A 19,371-nucleotide genomic window follows, 5' to 3' on the forward strand; every position below is an offset into this window, starting at 1 on the left:
CACGCACGCCAGCTCGCACAGTTTTTATACGAGACGTTACATACAATGCCTCCGAAACGGAATAATAATTTAAAATGCCTGCGATATGGGAACATTTTTTAATAGAGAAAATAAGAGAATTACGGGGCTGGCTTTAGCAGTCATACTTATCAGTTTGTTAGCCCTAAAATTTATTTTTAACTGGTAAACTTTCGGACCGTTAATCTGTACGGATAATTTCCAGATTTACTTACTAATTCGAGGGAACAGGAAAATGCAATGCGGACTGATAAACAGAACGGAGAAAATCGGACTTGCTTACTCCTGCGGATTATGACGTGATTATTAAAACGCAGCGGACTTTACTGGCTCGCGGAAAAGAAAACGGCTCAAAAAACGTGTTTACTCGGGCGTGTCGGCAAAGTATGTAACAACATATAAAAACAATGCTTAAGTTGTTCTTGAATCGAAACTCCGCGCTCGCTTGCTTAGCGGATTGTCCTGCGGACAATCACGCACGCCCGCTCGCACAGTTTTTATACGAGACGTTAGCAAACAATGGAAAAAATGAAAATCAAATATAAAAACCCTCCATTAAAAATTTATCTAATAGTAGGCCTCCTATGGTCCATTTGGTCTCTTATTTTATTCGTTTTCAAAGAAGATTTACATTGGACAGATTATGTTTGGATTCTATTTGCAATAATGTTTTTAGGTTCTTATTTATACCTAAAACAATTCCAGTATCTTATTATTGAGAACGGATTTATAAACTATTACAGTCCGTTTAGCACTAAATCTAAAAAAGCTGAGATTAAAGGGGTTAAAAAATTCGCTGGTGATTATATTCTTAAAACGGACAAAATTGATTTTACCATTAATACTCAGTTAATAGATCCGGACTCTCTTGCTGTTCTAAATGCGGAATTAACAAAACTCAACGTTGGCTGGAAATAAACGTTTGCTAACAACAGTAACCGTTGCACAACCCTCTAATTCTGCAAAATCAATTTGAAATAAGCCTTTTTCAGGAACTTTAGGCTTCAATTCAGAATCTCAATAGCTCAAATGAAGTTGCCTTGTAGGTAAGTTTCTTAGCTCCTGGAGGAGGTTTTTAAAAGGAGAAGGCGAAGCAAGCTGTCCTGCTCCCGATTTTACCCGTTTTGTGGTGAATTTCAGATATTTTTTGAGGTTATATGCAATGGCGGCCAGGTGCATACATTTATTTGCCTGGCGAATTCCGATGGTGTTTATTTTCCGTAGGCCCATAAATTCCTTGAGAGTTCCGAAGACAGGCTCCACCGTGCTTTGGCGTTTGCCTTTCATATAACGGCCGCGCCTGCTTTTTATTCGTTCAATATTCCTGTCATACTCCTCGCGATATGCGGTAATGTTGATCCTTTTTTCGTGGCTTTTCCCGATGCAGGCGGTTTTTATGGGACAGCCTTTACAATCTGCTCTTGTAGTAAAATAATTATCCTTTAGGTTTCCGTTTTCCATTTTCTGATTACGGTGAGTTACCTTTTTCCCATGGGGACATAGCCAGTAATTCCCTTCTTTGAAATATTGGAATCCTTCAGGCCCGCCCTTGTAGGTTCCGTGTGGAGGAATGTAAGTGGTGAGACCTTTGTTTTCGAAATATGCATAATTTTCACCGCTGCTGTAACCGGCATCTGCCAGTACATTTTCCCAGATGAGGCCTTCCCGGCGAAGACGTCTGTTTAATCTCCCGGCGGTGTCCTGAAGGTATTTAGTGTCTTTTTTATCTGCGTGGTAGGCTTGTACATCTGTTATCACATTTGTCCTGGTATCAACGGCGATGTTGCACAGATAATTCAGTTTCCTGGCCTTACCGGGTTTGACACTAATCCGCGCATCGGGATCTGTAGGGCTGTAATGGGTTTTGTTACTGGTGTATTTACTGCCTTTGTTTTTTGCGCCGGGTTTCATATCCTGGTCTTCGCTCCATCTTTTGTTTCGGCTCTTGATTTCCTGTAGTTCAGATTTACTGGCCGTTATACTTTGTTGTTCTTTAGGAGCTTTGTTCCCTTTGGCCTTTCGGTCACTGCTGCTTTGCACACGCAGCTTTGAGAGATGCTCCTCGAGATCTTCTGCCGGGACTTTAAGCTCCAGGCTATCCATAGAAGCATTGGCTTTTACGGGAGCTGAATCTATAGCCTGTGTATGGCCGCTTACAAGTCCTGCTTCAATGCATAATTTCAATACCCGGGTAAAGACCTCTTCAAAAATATCATCGGGAAAAAGTTTACGGGTACGGCTTATGGTGCTGTGCCAGGGAAGTTCCTCATCGACATCATATCCCAAAAAATAAAGGATGTCCAGTCGCATGGCGCAGTGGTCCATCACGCCACGATCTGTAGTGATATTCTCAAGATATCCCACCAGGCAGATCTTGAAATACACCACGGGGTCGATACTTTTTTGTCCGCTCCCGCCGTAGAATTTTTGAGTAAGCGGATAGAGGAAATCCAGGTTAAGGGCTTCCTTTAATCTGCGATAAAAATTTTCTTTGGGAATTCGGTCACTCAACCTAAACGAAGTGAAGAGTTTTTCCTGATAGTCTTTTTTGCCTTGCATTCCATGAAATTACCTAATTTCAGTAACTTGTGCAACAGGCACAACATATAAAAACAATGCTTAATTTGGTCTCGAATCGAAACTTTGCGCTCGCTTGCTTAGCGGATTGTCCTGCGGACAATCACGCACGCCAGCTCGCACAGTTTTTATACGAGACGTTATGTGCAACTTAAGACCACCTGATAATTATAGCCTTTCTAGTTTGGCGAAACCTACTGTCTTTCTGTAATTATCTGGAGAAACACCTACTTTTTTCTTAAAAAATCGACTAAAATAAAATTCATCATAATAACCAAGTCTAGCTGCAATCTGTTTCAAAGGTTTTGATGTTAAATATAGCTCTCGTTTAGCCGCTATAACAATTCTATTAGAAATTAAATCGCTAGGTGTTTGCTGTAAATATTTTTTTACAATCCCTGCCAATGTTTTTGTACTAACACACAAAACATCTGCATAATCTTTCGGAGAATGTAATTCACAATAATTTTTCTCAATAGAATCTACTAAATTTTGTAGGATTTCTGATTGACCATCAGAAAATTTTGGAACTATCTCTTTATCGAATTGTTTTTTCTGTCTCACTGCTTCTATCAAAAATACCTTTAAAAAAGCCACAAGAACTTCATGTTGAGCAATAGAATCTCTATCCATCTCTTTAGAAATTTGGTCTATGAGATTAAAAAACAGCCCTTCTTCAGAAATTTGAAAATGTGGTAATCCATGAAAGTTGTTAAAAAGAACGCCTTCTGTTTCAATTTCATTTTGATGACGATATGTACAAAAAAAGTCAGGGTGAAAATTTAATAACCAGCCTTGACAACGTTCTTCAGAAGAAATCATAAATGGTTGATAAGGCGACAAGCAAATCATTTGATAACCTTGCAGTTCATAATTAGAAAGGTCTACACTTAACTTATAGTTGCTTGCGTTAAGTAAAATAATAGAATAATAATTTTTTCTTTGTAAATGATCAAATTGATTAAGATTTTCAAACCTTTCTAGTCTAAAGGCTAATTCACCATTTTGTTTATCTATAATAATTTGAGCCATAAGAATATATTTCTTTATTTAATATTACATATGAAAAGAAAGGAGTGTTTTACACTCCTTTCTAAAGATATAAATTATTTGGAAGCTATAATATCTATTTTTTGAATTGCAGTTGCTTGGAAACCTTCTAAAAGAACAGGAGCATTTTCCATAAGTGCTGCAGCAACTTTACCTGTTAAATGAGCATCTCTACCTGAATCATCTGCAAAGGTATCAAAGATTGCATAAGTAGTTGCATCTATTTTTATAGCATACCAAGATAAAGTCTTTGGCTCATCACTTACTAATTGTTTTCCAACATTAAGAAAATTTTCGACATCTGCTGTCTTTGCTTCTTTAGATTTCATAATAACAAGTAAGCCATTGTTTTGCAATCCGGACTTATGATTAGATACCAATACATCTGTTGGTTGAATATCTGTACTAGGATCAAAATCTTCTAACAAATCACCTGCATTTGCTAATAATGCCTTTGCAACTTCGCCTGTTAAATGAGCTTGCCTACCTTCTTCTACTTCAAAGGTATCATAGATACCAAAAGTTTTACTGTCTATCTGAAAGGCAAACCAAGATACTGTTTGGGGTTCTTGATTGACTAGTGCTAATCCACCAAGCAAAAAGTTTTTAACGTCTTGCTCTTTTCCTGGCTTTGCTTTCATAATTACTAATAATCCGATTGTTTCATTTTTTGTACTGTTCATAATGTTTGTGTTTTTAGTTTTTGAAAATGTTTGAGTTGTAAATCCTAGTAAAAAACTATGAGCACTAATTTTAATGGAACTGTAGTTTTCATTTTTTCTTGTTTTTTTGTTACAATGCAAATTTGGGGTGAAACAAAGGACTGTGGAATGGATATTTATTACTATGGCATGGACGATTTTCTGAAAAGCATTACTATTGAATCCAGTATGCACATAACAACGTGTATAATTCATTGCTAGTTCTAGCCTACTTGGAAATTCCTGCGGAATTTCCTCTGGTTCGTTTTAGTTTACTAATTTAGTTGCTGAAACACGCAACGAAATCATACACAAACACGTTGTGCATAATTTCAAGAAAATGAAATGAAAAAAACTGAATTACTGAAAAACGGGATTCTTAAAGTTGCAATGTTCTTATCGGCACTTCTGATTCTTCTATCTTTAAGTTGCAAAAAAGATTCTGATTCTTCTGCCTCAACTTCTCCAGAACTCGGAACGGACTCTCTCAAAAGTGGATTATACAAAACCTCTTATGATGATTACGAAGTAAATGAAGAATTCAAAGTAGTCAATGGAGAAGAATATGTAAACCGGATCTGGTATGTAGACAAAAAGGGCGATACTTTATATGATAAAGGAAATTTTTATACAGTCCAATTACCCGACACCGCCACAGTAAATGAAATAATTGTATCCGGCCCACCAACTGCATCTTTTAACTTAGCATGATTTTATTTACAGGATGCTCTTTTTGGTAAATTTGATTTATCCTTGCTGTAATTTCTTGTAATTCTGCGGGTACAGATTCCGGATGTCTTTATGGTTGATGGACATAATATTCTCCAGGGTGTACTTGAGCCATTCATATGGGTTTACCTCGTGTTTTTTGCAGATCGCAAAGAAGGAGTACATTATTGCACCACGTTGAGCTGCATCATCAGAACCTGCAAACAGGTAGTTTTTTCGGCCTAGTGCCAGTTTTCTAATGGCATTTTCAATAAGGTTGTTATCTATTTCCAGGATTCCATCATAGAGGTAAGCGCTGAGCTGATCCCAGCGATCCATGGAATATCGGAAGGCTTTTCCGATAGGACTCTTGGGAAGAATCAACTGATGCTTCATCTGTTGGAACATCCATTTGGCAAATTCATTAATAATGGGTAATGCATTTTCCAGGCGCAGGGATTTACGCTGTTCCGGGCTTAAGTTGTGTTCTCGCGCTTGAGCTTCCACCGCGTAGAGTTTTTGGATGAAGCTCAGGGCTATTTCGGCACGTTCCCTGTCATTATCCTTTGCTTTATCAAATTCTCTTCTGGCATGGGCCCAGCAGTTCAGGTGGGTAACCCCCTCCCGCTTGCCAATCTTGTCATAGGCAGCATAGCCATCACTTTGGAGGTAGCCTTTAAAATCAGCCAGTACATGGTCGGCAGCCTCTCGGCTTCGTCCCCGGTGATAATCAAAGAGTACGCTTCCATCCATAGGGTTATGGTACACCCAATAGTAGCCCTGGTGGGTGGTGCCTTTTTTATTCTTGTCGATTACTTTTATCGGGGACTCATCCGCCTGGAGGTACCCCATTGACCTGGTGTCCTCCAATAGATGTTGATAAAGGATATCTAATATTTTAAGACTTTGCCTGGTCCAGCCTTCTAAAGTGGAAGAGGCAATGGGGATATCTGCTCTTTTAAAGCGTTGCAGTTGCCGGTAAAGCGGGAGATGATCCTCATACTTATCGACCAGAATGGAAGCCAGGAGTCCGGCTCCCGGAATGCCTTTTTCAATCACCCGCTCGGGCAATTCTCCAATGATTACTCCTTCTTTATTTTTAGGAGCATACTTATAGCGGATGTAACGTTTGATGTAGTATTTAGCTGGCTCGTATTCCAGCTCATTGGTCACTTCCTTGCCGATACAGATCATATCGGTGATATCTTCCTGGGGATAGATTTCAATTTCTTCTACCGGAAGATGCTCAGGCAGGGCCATTCGCCCTTTATGGACGGAAGTTCTTTTGCGACGCTCATAGCTGAGCTTCTCTTTTAACTCGGCTTCTTGTTTTTCCGCTTTTTCCGGCTCCATCTCAAAGGGAAGACTCATCTGGTTTTTATCCCCTTCGAAGCGTTCCCTTTTTTGACCAAAAGCCAGGCGCTTATAATAAGCTAATTGGAATTTAAGATCGATATTTTCTTTTTCTGCTTTCGCCCTTCTCTCAGTCTCCTTATCAAGGAGTGCCAAAAGCTCATCTTTAGTAAGATTTTCTATGGGTTTTTGCATGGGTTAAAGATACGAAAACCACACTTTTAAACCTATTGTCAACCCTTGTTTTTACTGGGTTTTTGTTACTTTTTTATCTGGGATACCTCAGTTTCTGATGGGCTTTTTTTACCTGCAGGCCTTCCACCATAAGCACCAGTTCTGACCAGGTCATACCATGGTTATTTCCTTTAAAAACCGGCGGGGTAAAACTGCCCTGTTCCAAGCGTTTGTAGTACAATACAAAACCCCCGGCTTCCCAGTGCAGGAGTTTAAGGTGCGTGCGGTTACGGTTCAAAAAAATAAACACATCGCCACTGGTTGGTTCCCTGCCAAGTTCATTTTTTACCAGTCCGCTCAGGCCATTAAAAGATTTTCGCATATCACAGGCTTTGGGATAAAAGTGATATTTATGGAACGAGCTTAGGGCAAACATTAATAAAGCCTGAGAAGTTTACTGATCAGTGGAAGTTGTGAGACCTCAAGTATTAGCCGGATCCCATTAGGATAAATAAGTTCCAGGTTTCCATCCTTAACAGTGTTAGGACTGATAACTATAAATCCTCCACTCCCGGGTGATTCATTGCGGGCTTTCTTTTTTTTCCAGTAATAAAATGTGGAGAGTACCAACCCTTTAGTTTCACAAAATTCTCTCCCGTTTAGAGAACCACTTTCAAATTCATCGATCAAGGCAAACATTTCTTGTTCTTTACTCATTTTATTTGTTTTTGAGCAAAGCTATATTCAGGCTAGGTTTTTAGCAATATGCACTTTGTGGGGTGGATACAAATAATTGGTATAAAAGTTTTCCTCGAAAGACCCTATTTTGGCTATACATCAAGATTGCTACTCTTTCCGAACGAGCAAGCCGATACAATATTTAATGTTGCAGAATCTACAGATGAGGAACTTAAAACTCAACTCAAAGGAGCTCCAAGTAACCTAATGCTGATCCATCACGTCAAGTTTTTATCTTCTGGAGAAAAAACCATTAAAGCTGTTCTTAAAGAAATTGATACTGCTAGAATTGGGGGTGAGTTGGTTGAAAAAGAGAGAATTATGTACTTAGAAGAACGGATTTTTATAAAGGACAAAAAAGGTTAATCCTGCAAATGAAACTATGCACAACAATGAATAACACAAATTGCGGAATACCTGTCAAAAAGGTCATTTTTGACTACCTTTTAAAATAGAGTTTAACGGACAAATTCAAGTCTCCAAGCCGCAACTTGCGTTATTCGGAACGTTAGCCAATAGCTAAAAAAAATGAAAGTTAAGGAAGCAAATATTCGGGAAATGGCAGAACACCTTCTGTGTGGTAATATTTGTTTTTTAAATACTGTAACCGGTGATTTTGAATATCATCCGGCAGAAATGGACTTTTTTCCCGACGAGGAAAATCCCTGGCAAGAAGTTATAGATAAACTCGAAAATAATTGGGATGATTATATTCGGATCGAGCCAATGAATTCCAGCCAATCTTTTGCTGTAATGGAATCTTTTGCGGACCAATTGGAAGCGGACGGATTTCGCAAAAAGTTATTTGCTGCTTTAAGCCGACCAAAACCTTTCAGGAATTTTAATTATCTGATCCACGAATCGGATTTCAGACAGGAATGGTTTGACTTCCGACAAGAAAGAAATGTTGAGTGGGTAAGAGAACAGATATCTGACCGCGTGGATGAGTAAAAAGCCATTGGCTAACAATGGTAACCGTTGCACAACCCTCTAATTCTGCAAAATCAAATTGAAATAAACCTTTTTCAGGAACTTTAGGCTTCAATTAGAAATCTTAATAACTCAAATGAAGTTGTCTTACAGGTAAGTTTATAAGCTCCTGGAGGAGGTTTTTAAAAGGCGAAAGCGAAGGAAGCTGTCCTGCTCCTGATTTTACCCGTTTTGTGGTGAATTTCAGATATTTTTTGAGGTTATATGCAATGGCGGCCAGGTGCATACATTTATTCGCCTGGCGAATTCCGATGGTGTTTATTTTCCGGAGGCCCATAAATTCCTTGAGAGTTCCGAAGACAGGCTCCACCGTGCTTTGGCGTTTCCCTTTCATATAACGACCACGCCTGCTATTTACTCGCTCAATATTTCTGTTATATTCCTCGCGATAAGCTGTGATATTGATTCGTTTTTCGTGGCTTTTACCAATGCAGGCCGTTTTTATGGGACAGCCTTTACAATCGGCTCTTGTAGTAAAATAATTATCCTTTAGGTTTCCGTTTTCCATTTTCTGATTACGGTGAATTACCTTTTTCCCCTGGGGACATAGCCAGTAATTCCCTTCTTTGAAATATTGGAAACCCTCCGGTCCACCTTTGTAAGTTCCATGTGGAGGAATGTAAGTGGTGAGACCTTTGTTTTCGAAATAAGCATAATTTTCACCACTGCTGTAACCGGCATCTGCCAGTACATTTTCCCAGATGAGGCCTTCCCGGCGAAGACGTCTGTTTAATCTCCTGGCGGTGTCCTGAAGGTATTTAGTGTCTTTTTTATCTGCGTGGTAGGCTTGTACATCTGTTATCACATTTGTCCTGGTATCAACGGCGATGTTGCACAGATAATTTAGTTTTCTGGCCTTACCGGGTTTGACACTAATCCACGCATCGGGATCGGTTGGGCTGTAATGGGTTTTGTTGCTGGTGTATTTACTGCCTTTGTTTTTTGCGCCGGGTTTCATATCCTGGTCCTTGCTCCATTTCTTGTTTCGGCTCTTGATTTCCTGTAGTTCAGATTTACTGGCCGTTATACTTTGTTGTTCTTTAGGAGCTTTGTTTCCTTTGGCCTTTCGGTCACTGCTGCTTTGAACACGCAGCTTTGAGAGATGCTCCTCGAGATCTTCTGCCGGGACTTTAAGCTCCAGGCTGTCCATAGAAGCATTGGCTTTTACGGGAGCTGAATCTATTGCCTGTGTGTGGCCGCTAACCAGTCCTGCTTCAATGCATAATTTCAATACCCGGGTGAAGACCTCTTTAAAAATATCATCGGGAAAAAGTTTACGGGTACGGCTTATGGTGCTGTGCCAAGGTAGTTCCTCATCTACATCATATCCTAAAAAATAAAGGATGTCCAAGCGCATCGCACAATGGTCCATCACGCCACGATCGGTAGTGATATTCTCAAGATATCCCACCAGGCAGATCTTGAAATACACCACGGGATCGATACTTTTTTGTCCGCTCCCGCCGTAGAATTTTTGAGTAAGAGGATAGAGGAAATCCAGGTTAAGGGCTTCCTTTAATCTGCGATAAAAATTTTCTTTTGGAATTCGATCACTCAACCTAAAAGAAGTGAAGAGTTTTTCCTGATAGTCTTTTTTGCCTTGCATTCCATGAAATTACCTAATTTCAGTAACTTGTGCAACAGGCACAACATATAAAAACAATGCTTAATTTGTTCTTGAATCGAAAGTCTGTGTGTACTTGCTGCGTCTGATTTTCCTGCGGAAAATCATCGCTGGTAATCGCCGCACAGTTTTTATACGAGACGTTGCAAACAATGCAAACAAACAACAGATTCTATGAAAAAATTTTTACTTTTCTTACTATTGAATGGTTTATTTACAAATCTATACTCACAGACTCTTGGGGTAAATGAAACCATTAATTACATTAATAATTTATATGAAGAGAACAAATCCAATAAAATGGTTTCATTGAAAATGGATGGGACATTAAGAGTTGGAAATAAGGATTCGGACCATTGGTCTTACCATATGAATATTAATGAAGTCAAAACCAGAAAAAGCTATAAAAAAGGTAATTATGATATAGTATGCAAGGAATATGGAGCTAATTGTATAGAATTAAGAGTTTCTACCGGTCCGCGACAAGATCCTACATATGCAATGCCGATCTTATTGCATACGAGTCAGTACAACAAAGATAAGTTGTTTAATGCCTTTTCTTATCTAATTGCAATTGCCTCGGCAAGCGAAAAATATAAACGTAATGACAATGATCCTTTCGCTCCTGGAAATTTCAATATTTCGAGTTCAGAAATTAAAAACTTGAATAATGAAAAAAATACGAGCCTTAGAAAATCCAACGGTGTATTCTTTGTTGATGTCTCGTTTGGGATCTTAAAAGAGGAATTTATTTTAGATACAGGAGCAAGCGATATGTTGATTAACGAAAGTATAGAAAGAAAGTTAATAGCAGAAAATATTATTACCAAAGAAGATTACATACAACCCGGCTTATACCGAATTGCAGATGGGAGTATTGTGCAATGCAGGAGATTAATTATACCTGAAATAAAAGTAGGCTCCTTTATTGTCAAAAATGTACAAGCATCTGTTGGTTACGGAGAGGCACCACTTCTATTAGGTAAAAGTTTTCTCGATAAATTCTCCTCTTGGTCAGTAAATAATCAATCTCAAACTTTAGAGTTAAAAATATAAGCAAAAAACTAAAAGAACTTTTAGCGTTGTTAAATCAAGAAGAAAAAGAGAAAGAAATTGTAACTCTTGAGTGTCCAGATAAAATGAAACCTTTTACTCCTATAACCGCAAAAAGGCGTGGTGAGATCAACAGTTCTCAAGGTAAGGGAATAGGATTATTCACAGATTACAAAGGAGAGGTATATTTAGCTTATTTAAATAATAAAGGTGAAATTGTATTAAAGCCCAAATTGATACAGGATTATCTCAATAAATACGACGAGAAGTAAAAACAGTAAATAAAAAGATAACCAATGGAAATTTCTCTAATACACAAAAAAGAGCTTTTAAAAAATGTAAATAATAAAACCAAATTAGAACCAATAGACTTAATCACAGAAGTTCTATTAAAAAATAAATTTGATTCTAAAGAGGTTACAACCTTTACCTTCATATCAAAAAAGACAACAGGCAAAAGATATTATTTTCTTAATGAAAATTTCTTTCAAGACGTAAAACAAGAGTATAAAAAGAATTTTAAATTAGCACTTTACGTCCTTCCTGCGCTTTTAATAGCAATTTCAATCTTTGTATATTTTGAATTTGCAACAAAGCTTACTGGAGTATTAATTTTATTTGCCTTTCTAACAGTCATAATCGTTTTAGCTTCGATATTCTTTGTTCCCAAAAAGCTGATTTTAAAAAATAAATTTCTGTATGAAGTGGATTTTTTGGGTGACAGAAAAAACAAATTGGAATTCAGTGAACTCGAAATAATGGAAACATCGACGCTCGCATTTGTTTACTTTACCCAGGAAAAATCGCCAATAATTTTTGCCCAATTAAAAGATAAAGAAAAATTTATTCAAATATTTCAAGAATACAAGAATGCTTGCAAAACAATTAAGGGAAACCGACTCCAACCAACGTAGAAAAGCACTGTTTGCAACACTGGTAACCGTTGCACAAGCCTCTAATTCTGCAAAATCAATTTGAAATAAGCCATTTTCAGGAACTTTAGGCTTCAATTCAGAATCTTAATAACTCAAATGAAGTTGTCTTACAGGTAAGTTTATAAGCTCCTGGAGGAGGTTTTTAAAAGGCGAAAGCGAAGCAAGCTGTCCTGCTCCCGATTTTACCCGTTTTGTGGTGAATTTTAGGTATTTTTTCAGGTTATATGCAATGGTGGCCAGGTGCATACATTTGTTTGCCTGTTTATTTTCCGTAGGCCCATAAATTCCTTGAGAGTTCCGAAGACAGGCTCCACCGTGCTTTGGCGTTTGCCTTTCATATAACGACCACGCCTGCTATTTACTCGTTCTATATTCCTGTCATATTCCTCGCGATAAGCTGTGATATTGATTCGTTTTTCGTGGCTTTTACCAATGCAGGCCGTTTTTATGGGACAGCCTTTACAATCTGCTCTTGTAGTAAAATAATTATCCTTTAGGTTTCCGTTTTCCATTTTCTGATTACGGTGAGTTGTATCCGGTTGGCCAAGTACATCTGGTGTAAACTTAAGATAAATTCTAGCTTGCCTCCAAAAAAGAGATGGATAAGCAAGCCGTATCCGGCCCACCAACTGCATCTTTTAACTTAGCATGATTTTATTTACAGGATGCTCTTTTTGGTAAATTTGATTTATCCTTGCTGTAATTTCTTGTAATTCTGCGGGTACAGATTCCGGATGTCTTTATGGTTGATGGACATAATATTCTCCAGGGTGTACTTGAGCCATTCATATGGGTTTACCTCGTGTTTTTTGCAGATCGCAAAGAAGGAGTACATTATTGCACCACGTTGAGCTGCATCATCAGAACCTGCAAACAGGTAGTTTTTTCGGCCTAGTGCCAGTTTTCTAATGGCATTTTCAATAAGGTTGTTATCTATTTCCAGGATTCCATCATAGAGGTAAGCGCTGAGCTGATCCCAGCGATCCATGGAATATCGGAAGGCTTTTCCGATAGGACTCTTGGGAAGAATCAACTGATGCTTCATCTGTTGGAACATCCATTTGGCAAATTCATTAATAATGGGTAATGCATTTTCCAGGCGCAGGGATTTACGCTGTTCCGGGCTTAAGTTGTGTTCTCGCGCTTGAGCTTCCACCGCGTAGAGTTTTTGGATGAAGCTCAGGGCTATTTCGGCACGTTCCCTGTCATTATCCTTTGCTTTATCAAATTCTCTTCTGGCATGGGCCCAGCAGTTCAGGTGGGTAACCCCCTCCCGCTTGCCAATCTTGTCATAGGCAGCATAGCCATCACTTTGGAGGTAGCCTTTAAAATCAGCCAGTACATGGTCGGCAGCCTCTCGGCTTCGTCCCCGGTGATAATCAAAGAGTACGCTTCCATCCATAGGGTTATGGTACACCCAATAGTAGCCCTGGTGGGTGGTGCCTTTTTTATTCTTGTCGATTACTTTTATCGGGGACTCATCCGCCTGGAGGTACCCCATTGACCTGGTGTCCTCCAATAGATGTTGATAAAGGATATCTAATATTTTAAGACTTTGCCTGGTCCAGCCTTCTAAAGTGGAAGAGGCAATGGGGATATCTGCTCTTTTAAAGCGTTGCAGTTGCCGGTAAAGCGGGAGATGATCCTCATACTTATCGACCAGAATGGAAGCCAGGAGTCCGGCTCCCGGAATGCCTTTTTCAATCACCCGCTCGGGCAATTCTCCAATGATTACTCCTTCTTTATTTTTAGGAGCATACTTATAGCGGATGTAACGTTTGATGTAGTATTTAGCTGGCTCGTATTCCAGCTCATTGGTCACTTCCTTGCCGATACAGATCATATCGGTGATATCTTCCTGGGGATAGATTTCAATTTCTTCTACCGGAAGATGCTCAGGCAGGGCCATTCGCCCTTTATGGACGGAAGTTCTTTTGCGACGCTCATAGCTGAGCTTCTCTTTTAACTCGGCTTCTTGTTTTTCCGCTTTTTCCGGCTCCATCTCAAAGGGAAGACTCATCTGGTTTTTATCCCCTTCGAAGCGTTCCCTTTTTTGACCAAAAGCCAGGCGCTTATAATAAGCTAATTGGAATTTAAGATCGATATTTTCTTTTTCTGCTTTCGCCCTTCTCTCAGTCTCCTTATCAAGGAGTGCCAAAAGCTCATCTTTAGTAAGATTTTCTATGGGTTTTTGCATGGGTTAAAGATACGAAAACCACACTTTTAAACCTATTGTCAACCCTTGTTTTTACTGGGTTTTTGTTACTTTTTTATCTGGGATACCTCAGTTTCTGATGGGCTTTTTTTACCTGCAGGCCTTCCACCATAAGCACCAGTTCTGACCAGGTCATACCATGGTTATTTCCTTTAAAAACCGGCGGGGTAAAACTGCCCTGTTCCAAGCGTTTGTAGTACAATACAAAACCCCCGGCTTCCCAGTGCAGGAGTTTAAGGTGCGTGCGGTTACGGTTCAAAAAAATAAACACATCGCCACTGGTTGGTTCCCTGCCAAGTTCATTTTTTACCAGTCCGCTCAGGCCATTAAAAGATTTTCGCATATCACAGGCTTTGGGATAAAAGTGATATTTATGGAACGAGCTTAGGGCAAACATTAATAAAGCCTGAGAAGTTTACTGATCAGTGGAAGTTGTGAGACCTCAAGTATTAGCCGGATCCCATTAGGATAAATAAGTTCCAGGTTTCCATCCTTAACAGTGTTAGGACTGATAACTATAAATCCTCCACTCCCGGGTGATTCATTGCGGGCTTTCTTTTTTTTCCAGTAATAAAATGTGGAGAGTACCAACCCTTTAGTTTCACAAAATTCTCTCCCGTTTAGAGAACCACTTTCAAATTCATCGATCAAGGCAAACATTTCTTGTTCTTTACTCATTTTATTTGTTTTTGAGCAAAGCTATATTCAGGCTAGGTTTTTAGCAATATGCACTTTGTGGGGTGGATACAGCAAGCCTATATGTTTGAGTTAATTCAGGAATGGGAAGTTAGTGGTTTAAGTAAAAAGGATTTTTGTCAAAAGCATGGGATCATTCGGAGTAATTTTTATTACTGGATCAAAAAATGGAAGAACAGCAAATCGGAAGCTCCGGAAGGATTTTTAGAGATCACTCCAGGTAAAACGGATTCCTTCCACGCTCAATATCGACTGAAATATCCTAATGGAGTACAGCTAGAAGTCTCCGGGATTGGTTTAAACCAATTAGCGGCTCTTGTAAACCTGTAATCCATGTTTAGTTTAAGTTCCTCCAATCGGTACTACCTCTTTAGCCAGCCTTGCGATATGAGAAAGGGTTTTCAGGGCCTATCGGGACTGGTCACCGCCAAGATGGGAAAGAATCCCATCAGTGGCGATGTTTTTATATTCATCAACCGCAGGGCTACCCATATCAAACTCCTGCACTGGGAATTCGGGGGCTTTGTGATTTATTATAAACGTCTTGAGAAAGGAACGTTCTCGCTTCCCAAAGTGCTCCAGTCAGGAAGTGTTAGTTGGAGTCAGCTGGTGCTGATGATCGAGGGGATCAAGGCAGAAAAGCTGCGTCACCTTAACCGGTACAATCCTCCTGAACCCCCTGATTTTACTGATAAAAACACAAAATAATTGTTGTAAAAAAGCAGGGAAATCTGTACTTTTATGCTATGGAAAAATCCCTGGAAACCCTTTCAAAACAACAGTTGTTGGCCCTTTTAGAAGAGCAATCAGCGCAGGCGACATTCCATAAAAAAGAGCTTCAAAAATCTCAGCAAGAATTAAAACAAAAGACTAAGGAATTAAAGCAAAAAGACAAGGAACTTGCCCGGGCTGATGAGCATCTTCGCAGCTATTTGAGTAAGTCCGGAGTTCTAGAGGAAAAAGTGGCCTACCTGGAGAGCCAGCTGGAGATGTTCCGAAGGATGCAGTTCGGTCAGAAACGCGAGCGTTTTGAAGATAAGGAACAGTTGGCTTTGCCTTTTGAGGTTACTGCCCAGGAGCTTGAAAAACGAGAAGAAGCCTTTACAGAAAAGATTACCTACCAGCGTAAGAAGAAAAATGCCACTCATAAAGGGCGTCAGCCGCTTCCGGATCATCTTCCGGTAGAGGAAGTGAAGATCTATCCTAAGGGAGATATCTCTCAGATGAAGTGTATCGGTCAGGAAGAGACCGATGAATTGGAATACGAGCCTGCACGATTTTTTATTCGCAGATATATCCGGTATAAATACGCTCACAAATCCGGAGAAGGGGTGATCATCGGAGAACTTCCTGAGCGGGTGATCGATAAGGGTATTCCAGGATCCGGACTGGTAACTTCTCTATTAGTTGATAAATACTGTGACCATATGCCGCTTCACCGTCAGCTCGAACGTTTTAAAAGAGAAAAGGTCCCCATCCCTCCCTCTACTATGAATGGCTGGTGTGCCAGAGGGATCGATCGGATTGTTCCGCTCTTTGAAGAACTCATAGCCGATGTAAAATCTCAAGGCTACTTGCAGGTTGATGAAACAACAATAAAGGTGCAGGATGAGGGGAAAAAAGGAAAAACTCATCTGGGATATTATTGGGTATATCACAGTCCCATCGATGGAAATGTAGTCTTTGACTACCAGCCTGGCCGTGGGCAAAAGGCACCCGAAGCCATGCTTAAAGATTTTAAAGGCTACCTTCAGACAGACGGCTATGCGGTCTATGATCATTATGCTAAAAAAGAAGAGGTCACCCATTTAGGATGCTGGGCCCATGCCCGTCGTTATTATGAAAAATCGCTGGATAATGACCCGGAAAGGGCAACCCGTGCCTTAAAGGAGATCCAAAAAATATACGCTATTGAAAGAAAAATCAAAGAGGCAAATCTTAGTCCAGAGCAAATTAAAGAGGTGCGCCTTAAAGAAGCATTACCAGTAATTAATGAACTGGGGAAATGGATGACTCAGCAGCTTAAGTTTACCTTGCCCAAAAGTCTGATAGGAAAAGCACTTGCCTATAGTGTATCTAGGTGGGATGCGCTGTGTGCTTACCTGTATGACGGAAATTTATTTATAGATAATAATCAAATTGAAGGAAAAATTCGTCCGGTTGCTGTGGGAAGAAAAAATTACTTATTTGCAGGATCTCATAAAGCTGCTCAGAGAGCTGCGGCAATCTATTCCTTCTTTGCTATTTGTAAAAAGCACCAGGTGAATCCCTATGAGTGGTTAAAATATACCTTGGAAAATATCATGACCATCAAATACAAGGATATTAAGAATCTCTACCCCCAGAATTACAAAAAATTACAGCTGGGTAAATAAGCAAAAACTACTTACAAAATTATACTCTATTTACCGCGGCGTATTTAGCCGACTGCATACGGTGAGTTACCTTTTTCCCCTGGGGACATAGCCAGTAATTACCTTCTTTGAAGTATTGGAAACCTTCAGGCCCGCCCTTGTAAGTTCCGTGTGGGGGAATGTAAGTAGTAAGACCTTTGTTTTCGAAATATGCATAATTTTCACCGCTGCTGTAACCGGCATCTGCCAGTACATTTTCCCAGATCAGGCCTTCTCTACGCAGGCGTCTGTTTAATCTCCTGGCGGTGTCCTGAAGGTATTTAGTGTCCTTTTTATCTGCCTGGTAGGCTTGTACATCTGTTATCACATTTGTCCTGGTATCAACGGCGATGTTGCACAGATAATTCTGATAGTCCTTTTTGCCTTGCATCACATGAAATTACCTAATTTGGGTAACTTGTTCAACAGGCACAACGTCTATAAAAAATAGCGGAGATATTACTTAAACGAAAGGCAAAGTATAAATCAAGATCATTTATAACCTTGAAATTATTACGAAAACCCGCTACTTTTCATATACGATACGTTATCCTTTATTAGAACACTCTAAATTTGTTCTATAATAGAGAACTTTTTGTATATTTGTATTTTAAGGGAATGAATGAAAAGAATAATTGCAAAAAGTACGCTTCGGGAATATTGGGAAAAACACACTGATTCCGAACAGTATCTAAAAACCTGGTACGATACAGCCAAAAGCGCAAAATGGTATTCGCCGAACGATGTGAAACAATCTTACATTAACGCGAGTATTCTAAAAGATAACCGGGTAGTTTTCAATATTAAAGGAAACTCATACCGGCTTATTGTAAAGTTCAATTATGAAAAGCAATGGGCCTTTATTCGTTTTATTGGCACACACGCTGAATATGACAAAATAAATGCGGACACGATTTAAAAAATAATATTATGAATTTGAAACCTATAAAATCTGACAAAGATTATAGAAACGCACTTGAGCGGTTGGAAGTTATTTTCGATGCACCAATTGACACACAGGAAGGGGACGAAGCGGAAATTCTTTCATTACTTATTGAGAATTACGAAAATGAGCACTATCCTATTGAGGCACCAGACCCTATTGAGGCAATTAAAATCAGGATGGAAGAATTGAATATGAGACAAAAGGACTTGGTTGGGATAATCGGGGGTAAAAGCCGAGTGTCGGAAATCTTAAACCGTAAGAAAAGATTGACTGTTGATATGATTAGAGAATTGGAACGAATACTTCAGATTTCAGCTTCTGTTTTGGTCAATAATTATCAACTTACCCCGAAATAAACAAAGGGTAATAACATAAAAAACAATGCTTAAATGAGTTTTAATTTCCAACTCCCCGCCCGTTTGTTCCGCTGATTGCTCTGCGGACAATCACGCTTGCCAGCTCGCACTGTTTTTATACGGGACGTTGTGCTTAATGTGAAAAACTAAAATATGTCGGTAGTCAATGGAAAATTGTAACGGTACCTGGTTGATGATCAAAACAGGAAATGATTACGGGGAACCTGAATTCATAGAGTTTTGTGATAACCAGATTCTACATTTTCATATCACGTCAAAAAATGAAGACGGGATGTTAGAAAAAATTCAATTTCGGAAAGAAAATCTTTCAGAGACTAAACTCAAAATACTCAATGAAGATCGTATCCGGATCTTTGGTTTAGGGAAAATCCATACCGTGGTTAGTGAAACAGATTCTACAACCGAAGAAGTAGAAATCTCAACTGATTATGTAAAAATTAAGCCTACAATAACTTCTTTTAGTAAAGAAGAAATTTTAAAAATGGAATTCAAAGCTGAGTGGAACCGCGAAAAATTTCCAATTATTTTTAACAGAGATTTGGACAGCCTGCCCTTAAAAGAAATTAAGAAACGATTAAACAGAGAAGGACGAAAGATTTTATTGGAAGATCTGCAAGGGACATATTTCGCTTCAATATTTAATGACGGTAGAAGGGAAACTCTTATAGGAATTAAGGAAATAACGAGAGAAAAAGCAATTCTTTTTGGTTTTCCCGGGGAACCATTTGAAGTTACAGCTTATTCATCTAAAAAAACTAAGCAAAACAACAGTAAATAATAACAATTTTTAAATTGTTCCTGCATCCAACCCCGATGGCAATCG

25 protein-coding genes are annotated in these 19,371 nt (G+C 39.2%); 13 read left to right on the forward strand and 12 right to left on the reverse strand.

Annotated elements, in window-relative coordinates:
- Nucleotides 1-546: 546 nt before the first annotated feature.
- Complete coding sequence (locus tag FHG64_RS15860) at nucleotides 547-936, forward strand: hypothetical protein (protein WP_139067315.1); 390 nt, start codon at nucleotides 547-549, stop codon at nucleotides 934-936.
- A gap of 99 nt (nucleotides 937-1,035) precedes the next feature.
- Here the strand turns inward: FHG64_RS15860 and FHG64_RS15865 are convergent, their stop codons facing one another.
- The 3 genes from FHG64_RS15865 to FHG64_RS19315 all read right to left on the reverse strand — a co-directional run bounded on the left by FHG64_RS15865 (nucleotide 1,036) and on the right by FHG64_RS19315 (nucleotide 4,328).
- Nucleotides 1,036-2,577: an IS1182 family transposase gene (locus FHG64_RS15865; RefSeq protein WP_218937522.1), complete on the reverse strand. Its 1,542-nt coding sequence runs from the start codon at nucleotides 2,575-2,577 to the stop codon at nucleotides 1,036-1,038.
- A 186-nt stretch (nucleotides 2,578-2,763) separates the two neighbouring features.
- Complete coding sequence (locus FHG64_RS15870) at nucleotides 2,764-3,627, reverse strand: helix-turn-helix domain-containing protein (protein WP_139067316.1); 864 nt, start codon at nucleotides 3,625-3,627, stop codon at nucleotides 2,764-2,766.
- A gap of 74 nt (nucleotides 3,628-3,701) precedes the next feature.
- Nucleotides 3,702-4,328, reverse strand: coding sequence for a putative quinol monooxygenase (locus tag FHG64_RS19315; protein ID WP_174760406.1), 627 nt, complete (start codon nucleotides 4,326-4,328; stop codon nucleotides 3,702-3,704).
- Nucleotides 4,329-4,691: 363 nt separating this feature from the next.
- Here FHG64_RS19315 and FHG64_RS15880 point away from each other — a divergent pair, with 363 nt between their 5' ends.
- Entirely contained in the window at nucleotides 4,692-5,057 is a 366-nt protein-coding gene (locus FHG64_RS15880; RefSeq protein WP_139067317.1) for a hypothetical protein, read from the forward strand.
- Between the two features lie 36 nt (nucleotides 5,058-5,093).
- Here FHG64_RS15880 and tnpC (FHG64_RS15885) read toward each other — a convergent pair whose 3' ends face one another.
- The 3 genes from tnpC (FHG64_RS15885) to tnpA (FHG64_RS15895) all read right to left on the reverse strand — a co-directional run bounded on the left by tnpC (FHG64_RS15885) (nucleotide 5,094) and on the right by tnpA (FHG64_RS15895) (nucleotide 7,298).
- A complete protein-coding gene (gene tnpC / locus FHG64_RS15885; RefSeq protein WP_139065970.1) occupies nucleotides 5,094-6,602 on the reverse strand; it encodes an IS66 family transposase in 1,509 nt (502 codons plus the stop codon).
- Between the two features lie 73 nt (nucleotides 6,603-6,675).
- Nucleotides 6,676-7,017, reverse strand: coding sequence for an IS66 family insertion sequence element accessory protein TnpB (gene tnpB / locus FHG64_RS15890; RefSeq protein WP_139065971.1), 342 nt, complete (start codon nucleotides 7,015-7,017; stop codon nucleotides 6,676-6,678).
- Nucleotides 7,017-7,298, reverse strand: coding sequence for an IS66 family insertion sequence element accessory protein TnpA (gene tnpA / locus FHG64_RS15895; RefSeq protein WP_139065972.1), 282 nt, complete (start codon nucleotides 7,296-7,298; stop codon nucleotides 7,017-7,019). The genes tnpB (FHG64_RS15890) and tnpA (FHG64_RS15895) overlap by 1 nt, the downstream gene beginning before the upstream one ends.
- Nucleotides 7,299-7,355: 57 nt before the next feature.
- Here tnpA (FHG64_RS15895) and FHG64_RS15900 point away from each other — a divergent pair, with 57 nt between their 5' ends.
- Entirely contained in the window at nucleotides 7,356-7,685 is a 330-nt protein-coding gene (locus FHG64_RS15900) for a hypothetical protein (RefSeq protein WP_139067318.1), read from the forward strand.
- 162 nt (nucleotides 7,686-7,847) lie between these two features.
- On the forward strand, nucleotides 7,848-8,270 hold the full coding sequence (locus FHG64_RS15905) for a UPF0158 family protein (protein ID WP_139067319.1): 423 nt from the start codon (nucleotides 7,848-7,850) through the stop codon (nucleotides 8,268-8,270).
- Between the two features lie 103 nt (nucleotides 8,271-8,373).
- Here FHG64_RS15905 and FHG64_RS15910 read toward each other — a convergent pair whose 3' ends face one another.
- A complete protein-coding gene (locus tag FHG64_RS15910) occupies nucleotides 8,374-9,915 on the reverse strand; it encodes an IS1182 family transposase (RefSeq protein ID WP_218937523.1) in 1,542 nt (513 codons plus the stop codon).
- Nucleotides 9,916-10,107: 192 nt separating this feature from the next.
- Between FHG64_RS15910 and FHG64_RS15915 the strand changes: the two genes are divergently transcribed.
- From FHG64_RS15915 to FHG64_RS15925, 3 genes are read left to right on the forward strand one after another with little or no spacing between them, the layout of a single operon-like run.
- Nucleotides 10,108-10,989, forward strand: a complete 882-nt coding sequence (locus FHG64_RS15915) for a retropepsin-like aspartic protease family protein (RefSeq protein ID WP_139067320.1) — start codon at nucleotides 10,108-10,110, stop codon at nucleotides 10,987-10,989.
- 26 nt (nucleotides 10,990-11,015) lie between these two features.
- Nucleotides 11,016-11,258: a hypothetical protein gene (locus FHG64_RS15920; protein ID WP_139067321.1), complete on the forward strand. Its 243-nt coding sequence runs from the start codon at nucleotides 11,016-11,018 to the stop codon at nucleotides 11,256-11,258.
- Between the two features lie 24 nt (nucleotides 11,259-11,282).
- A complete protein-coding gene (locus FHG64_RS15925) occupies nucleotides 11,283-11,900 on the forward strand; it encodes a hypothetical protein (RefSeq protein ID WP_139067322.1) in 618 nt (205 codons plus the stop codon).
- 236 nt (nucleotides 11,901-12,136) lie between these two features.
- Here the strand turns inward: FHG64_RS15925 and FHG64_RS15930 are convergent, their stop codons facing one another.
- The 4 genes from FHG64_RS15930 to tnpA (FHG64_RS15945) all read right to left on the reverse strand — a co-directional run bounded on the left by FHG64_RS15930 (nucleotide 12,137) and on the right by tnpA (FHG64_RS15945) (nucleotide 14,814).
- Nucleotides 12,137-12,433: a transposase gene (locus FHG64_RS15930; protein ID WP_246054153.1), complete on the reverse strand. Its 297-nt coding sequence runs from the start codon at nucleotides 12,431-12,433 to the stop codon at nucleotides 12,137-12,139.
- A gap of 176 nt (nucleotides 12,434-12,609) precedes the next feature.
- A complete protein-coding gene (tnpC, locus tag FHG64_RS15935; protein WP_139065970.1) occupies nucleotides 12,610-14,118 on the reverse strand; it encodes an IS66 family transposase in 1,509 nt (502 codons plus the stop codon).
- A 73-nt stretch (nucleotides 14,119-14,191) separates the two neighbouring features.
- Nucleotides 14,192-14,533: an IS66 family insertion sequence element accessory protein TnpB gene (gene tnpB, locus FHG64_RS15940; RefSeq protein WP_139065971.1), complete on the reverse strand. Its 342-nt coding sequence runs from the start codon at nucleotides 14,531-14,533 to the stop codon at nucleotides 14,192-14,194.
- Complete coding sequence (gene tnpA / locus FHG64_RS15945) at nucleotides 14,533-14,814, reverse strand: IS66 family insertion sequence element accessory protein TnpA (protein ID WP_139065972.1); 282 nt, start codon at nucleotides 14,812-14,814, stop codon at nucleotides 14,533-14,535. The genes tnpB (FHG64_RS15940) and tnpA (FHG64_RS15945) overlap by 1 nt, the downstream gene beginning before the upstream one ends.
- 81 nt (nucleotides 14,815-14,895) lie before the next feature.
- Here tnpA (FHG64_RS15945) and tnpA (FHG64_RS15950) point away from each other — a divergent pair, with 81 nt between their 5' ends.
- The 3 genes from tnpA (FHG64_RS15950) to tnpC (FHG64_RS15960) are packed head-to-tail and all read left to right on the forward strand — an operon-like array spanning nucleotide 14,896 to nucleotide 17,207.
- Nucleotides 14,896-15,162: an IS66 family insertion sequence element accessory protein TnpA gene (gene tnpA / locus FHG64_RS15950; protein WP_139065632.1), complete on the forward strand. Its 267-nt coding sequence runs from the start codon at nucleotides 14,896-14,898 to the stop codon at nucleotides 15,160-15,162.
- 3 nt (nucleotides 15,163-15,165) lie between these two features.
- Nucleotides 15,166-15,540: an IS66 family insertion sequence element accessory protein TnpB gene (gene tnpB, locus FHG64_RS15955; protein ID WP_139064653.1), complete on the forward strand. Its 375-nt coding sequence runs from the start codon at nucleotides 15,166-15,168 to the stop codon at nucleotides 15,538-15,540.
- Between the two features lie 38 nt (nucleotides 15,541-15,578).
- Nucleotides 15,579-17,207, forward strand: a complete 1,629-nt coding sequence (gene tnpC, locus FHG64_RS15960) for an IS66 family transposase (protein WP_139064654.1) — start codon at nucleotides 15,579-15,581, stop codon at nucleotides 17,205-17,207.
- Between the two features lie 19 nt (nucleotides 17,208-17,226).
- Here the strand turns inward: tnpC (FHG64_RS15960) and FHG64_RS15965 are convergent, their stop codons facing one another.
- Nucleotides 17,227-17,616: a transposase gene (locus FHG64_RS15965; RefSeq protein WP_139067323.1), complete on the reverse strand. Its 390-nt coding sequence runs from the start codon at nucleotides 17,614-17,616 to the stop codon at nucleotides 17,227-17,229.
- A gap of 231 nt (nucleotides 17,617-17,847) precedes the next feature.
- On the opposite strand from FHG64_RS15965, the gene FHG64_RS15970 reads away from it, so the two are divergent.
- The 3 genes from FHG64_RS15970 to FHG64_RS15980 all read left to right on the forward strand — a co-directional run bounded on the left by FHG64_RS15970 (nucleotide 17,848) and on the right by FHG64_RS15980 (nucleotide 19,326).
- On the forward strand, nucleotides 17,848-18,144 hold the full coding sequence (locus FHG64_RS15970; protein WP_139067324.1) for a type II toxin-antitoxin system HigB family toxin: 297 nt from the start codon (nucleotides 17,848-17,850) through the stop codon (nucleotides 18,142-18,144).
- 11 nt (nucleotides 18,145-18,155) lie between these two features.
- Nucleotides 18,156-18,527, forward strand: coding sequence for a helix-turn-helix domain-containing protein (locus FHG64_RS15975; protein WP_139067325.1), 372 nt, complete (start codon nucleotides 18,156-18,158; stop codon nucleotides 18,525-18,527).
- Nucleotides 18,528-18,720: 193 nt separating this feature from the next.
- A complete protein-coding gene (locus tag FHG64_RS15980; protein WP_139067326.1) occupies nucleotides 18,721-19,326 on the forward strand; it encodes a hypothetical protein in 606 nt (201 codons plus the stop codon).
- Nucleotides 19,327-19,371 lie beyond the last annotated feature (45 nt).

The sequence above is a fragment of the Antarcticibacterium flavum genome, from assembly GCF_006159205.1.
GTDB classification, from domain to species: Bacteria; Bacteroidota; Bacteroidia; order Flavobacteriales; family Flavobacteriaceae; genus Gillisia; species Gillisia flava.

Excerpts from the sequence above, each read along its gene's own strand:
- FHG64_RS15860 (WP_139067315.1), top strand. The coding sequence starts at position 547 with ATGAAAATCAAATATAAAAACCCTCCATTAAAAATTTATCTAATAGTA.
- FHG64_RS15865 (WP_218937522.1), bottom strand. The coding sequence starts at position 2,577 with ATGCAAGGCAAAAAAGACTATCAGGAAAAACTCTTCACTTCGTTTAGG.
- FHG64_RS15870 (WP_139067316.1), bottom strand. The coding sequence starts at position 3,627 with ATGGCTCAAATTATTATAGATAAACAAAATGGTGAATTAGCCTTTAGA.
- FHG64_RS19315 (WP_174760406.1), bottom strand. The coding sequence starts at position 4,328 with ATGAACAGTACAAAAAATGAAACAATCGGATTATTAGTAATTATGAAA.
- FHG64_RS15880 (WP_139067317.1), top strand. The coding sequence starts at position 4,692 with ATGAAAAAAACTGAATTACTGAAAAACGGGATTCTTAAAGTTGCAATG.
- tnpC (WP_139065970.1), bottom strand. The coding sequence starts at position 6,602 with ATGCAAAAACCCATAGAAAATCTTACTAAAGATGAGCTTTTGGCACTC.
- tnpB (WP_139065971.1), bottom strand. The coding sequence starts at position 7,017 with ATGTTTGCCCTAAGCTCGTTCCATAAATATCACTTTTATCCCAAAGCC.
- tnpA (WP_139065972.1), bottom strand. The coding sequence starts at position 7,298 with ATGAGTAAAGAACAAGAAATGTTTGCCTTGATCGATGAATTTGAAAGT.
- FHG64_RS15905 (WP_139067319.1), top strand. The coding sequence starts at position 7,848 with ATGAAAGTTAAGGAAGCAAATATTCGGGAAATGGCAGAACACCTTCTG.
- FHG64_RS15910 (WP_218937523.1), bottom strand. The coding sequence starts at position 9,915 with ATGCAAGGCAAAAAAGACTATCAGGAAAAACTCTTCACTTCTTTTAGG.
- FHG64_RS15915 (WP_139067320.1), top strand. The coding sequence starts at position 10,108 with ATGAAAAAATTTTTACTTTTCTTACTATTGAATGGTTTATTTACAAAT.
- FHG64_RS15925 (WP_139067322.1), top strand. The coding sequence starts at position 11,283 with ATGGAAATTTCTCTAATACACAAAAAAGAGCTTTTAAAAAATGTAAAT.
- FHG64_RS15930 (WP_246054153.1), bottom strand. The coding sequence starts at position 12,433 with ATGGAAAACGGAAACCTAAAGGATAATTATTTTACTACAAGAGCAGAT.
- tnpC (WP_139065970.1), bottom strand. The coding sequence starts at position 14,118 with ATGCAAAAACCCATAGAAAATCTTACTAAAGATGAGCTTTTGGCACTC.
- tnpB (WP_139065971.1), bottom strand. The coding sequence starts at position 14,533 with ATGTTTGCCCTAAGCTCGTTCCATAAATATCACTTTTATCCCAAAGCC.
- tnpA (WP_139065972.1), bottom strand. The coding sequence starts at position 14,814 with ATGAGTAAAGAACAAGAAATGTTTGCCTTGATCGATGAATTTGAAAGT.
- tnpA (WP_139065632.1), top strand. The coding sequence starts at position 14,896 with ATGTTTGAGTTAATTCAGGAATGGGAAGTTAGTGGTTTAAGTAAAAAG.
- tnpB (WP_139064653.1), top strand. The coding sequence starts at position 15,166 with ATGTTTAGTTTAAGTTCCTCCAATCGGTACTACCTCTTTAGCCAGCCT.
- tnpC (WP_139064654.1), top strand. The coding sequence starts at position 15,579 with ATGGAAAAATCCCTGGAAACCCTTTCAAAACAACAGTTGTTGGCCCTT.
- FHG64_RS15965 (WP_139067323.1), bottom strand. The coding sequence starts at position 17,616 with ATGCAAGGCAAAAAGGACTATCAGAATTATCTGTGCAACATCGCCGTT.
- FHG64_RS15970 (WP_139067324.1), top strand. The coding sequence starts at position 17,848 with ATGAAAAGAATAATTGCAAAAAGTACGCTTCGGGAATATTGGGAAAAA.
- FHG64_RS15975 (WP_139067325.1), top strand. The coding sequence starts at position 18,156 with ATGAATTTGAAACCTATAAAATCTGACAAAGATTATAGAAACGCACTT.
- FHG64_RS15980 (WP_139067326.1), top strand. The coding sequence starts at position 18,721 with ATGATCAAAACAGGAAATGATTACGGGGAACCTGAATTCATAGAGTTT.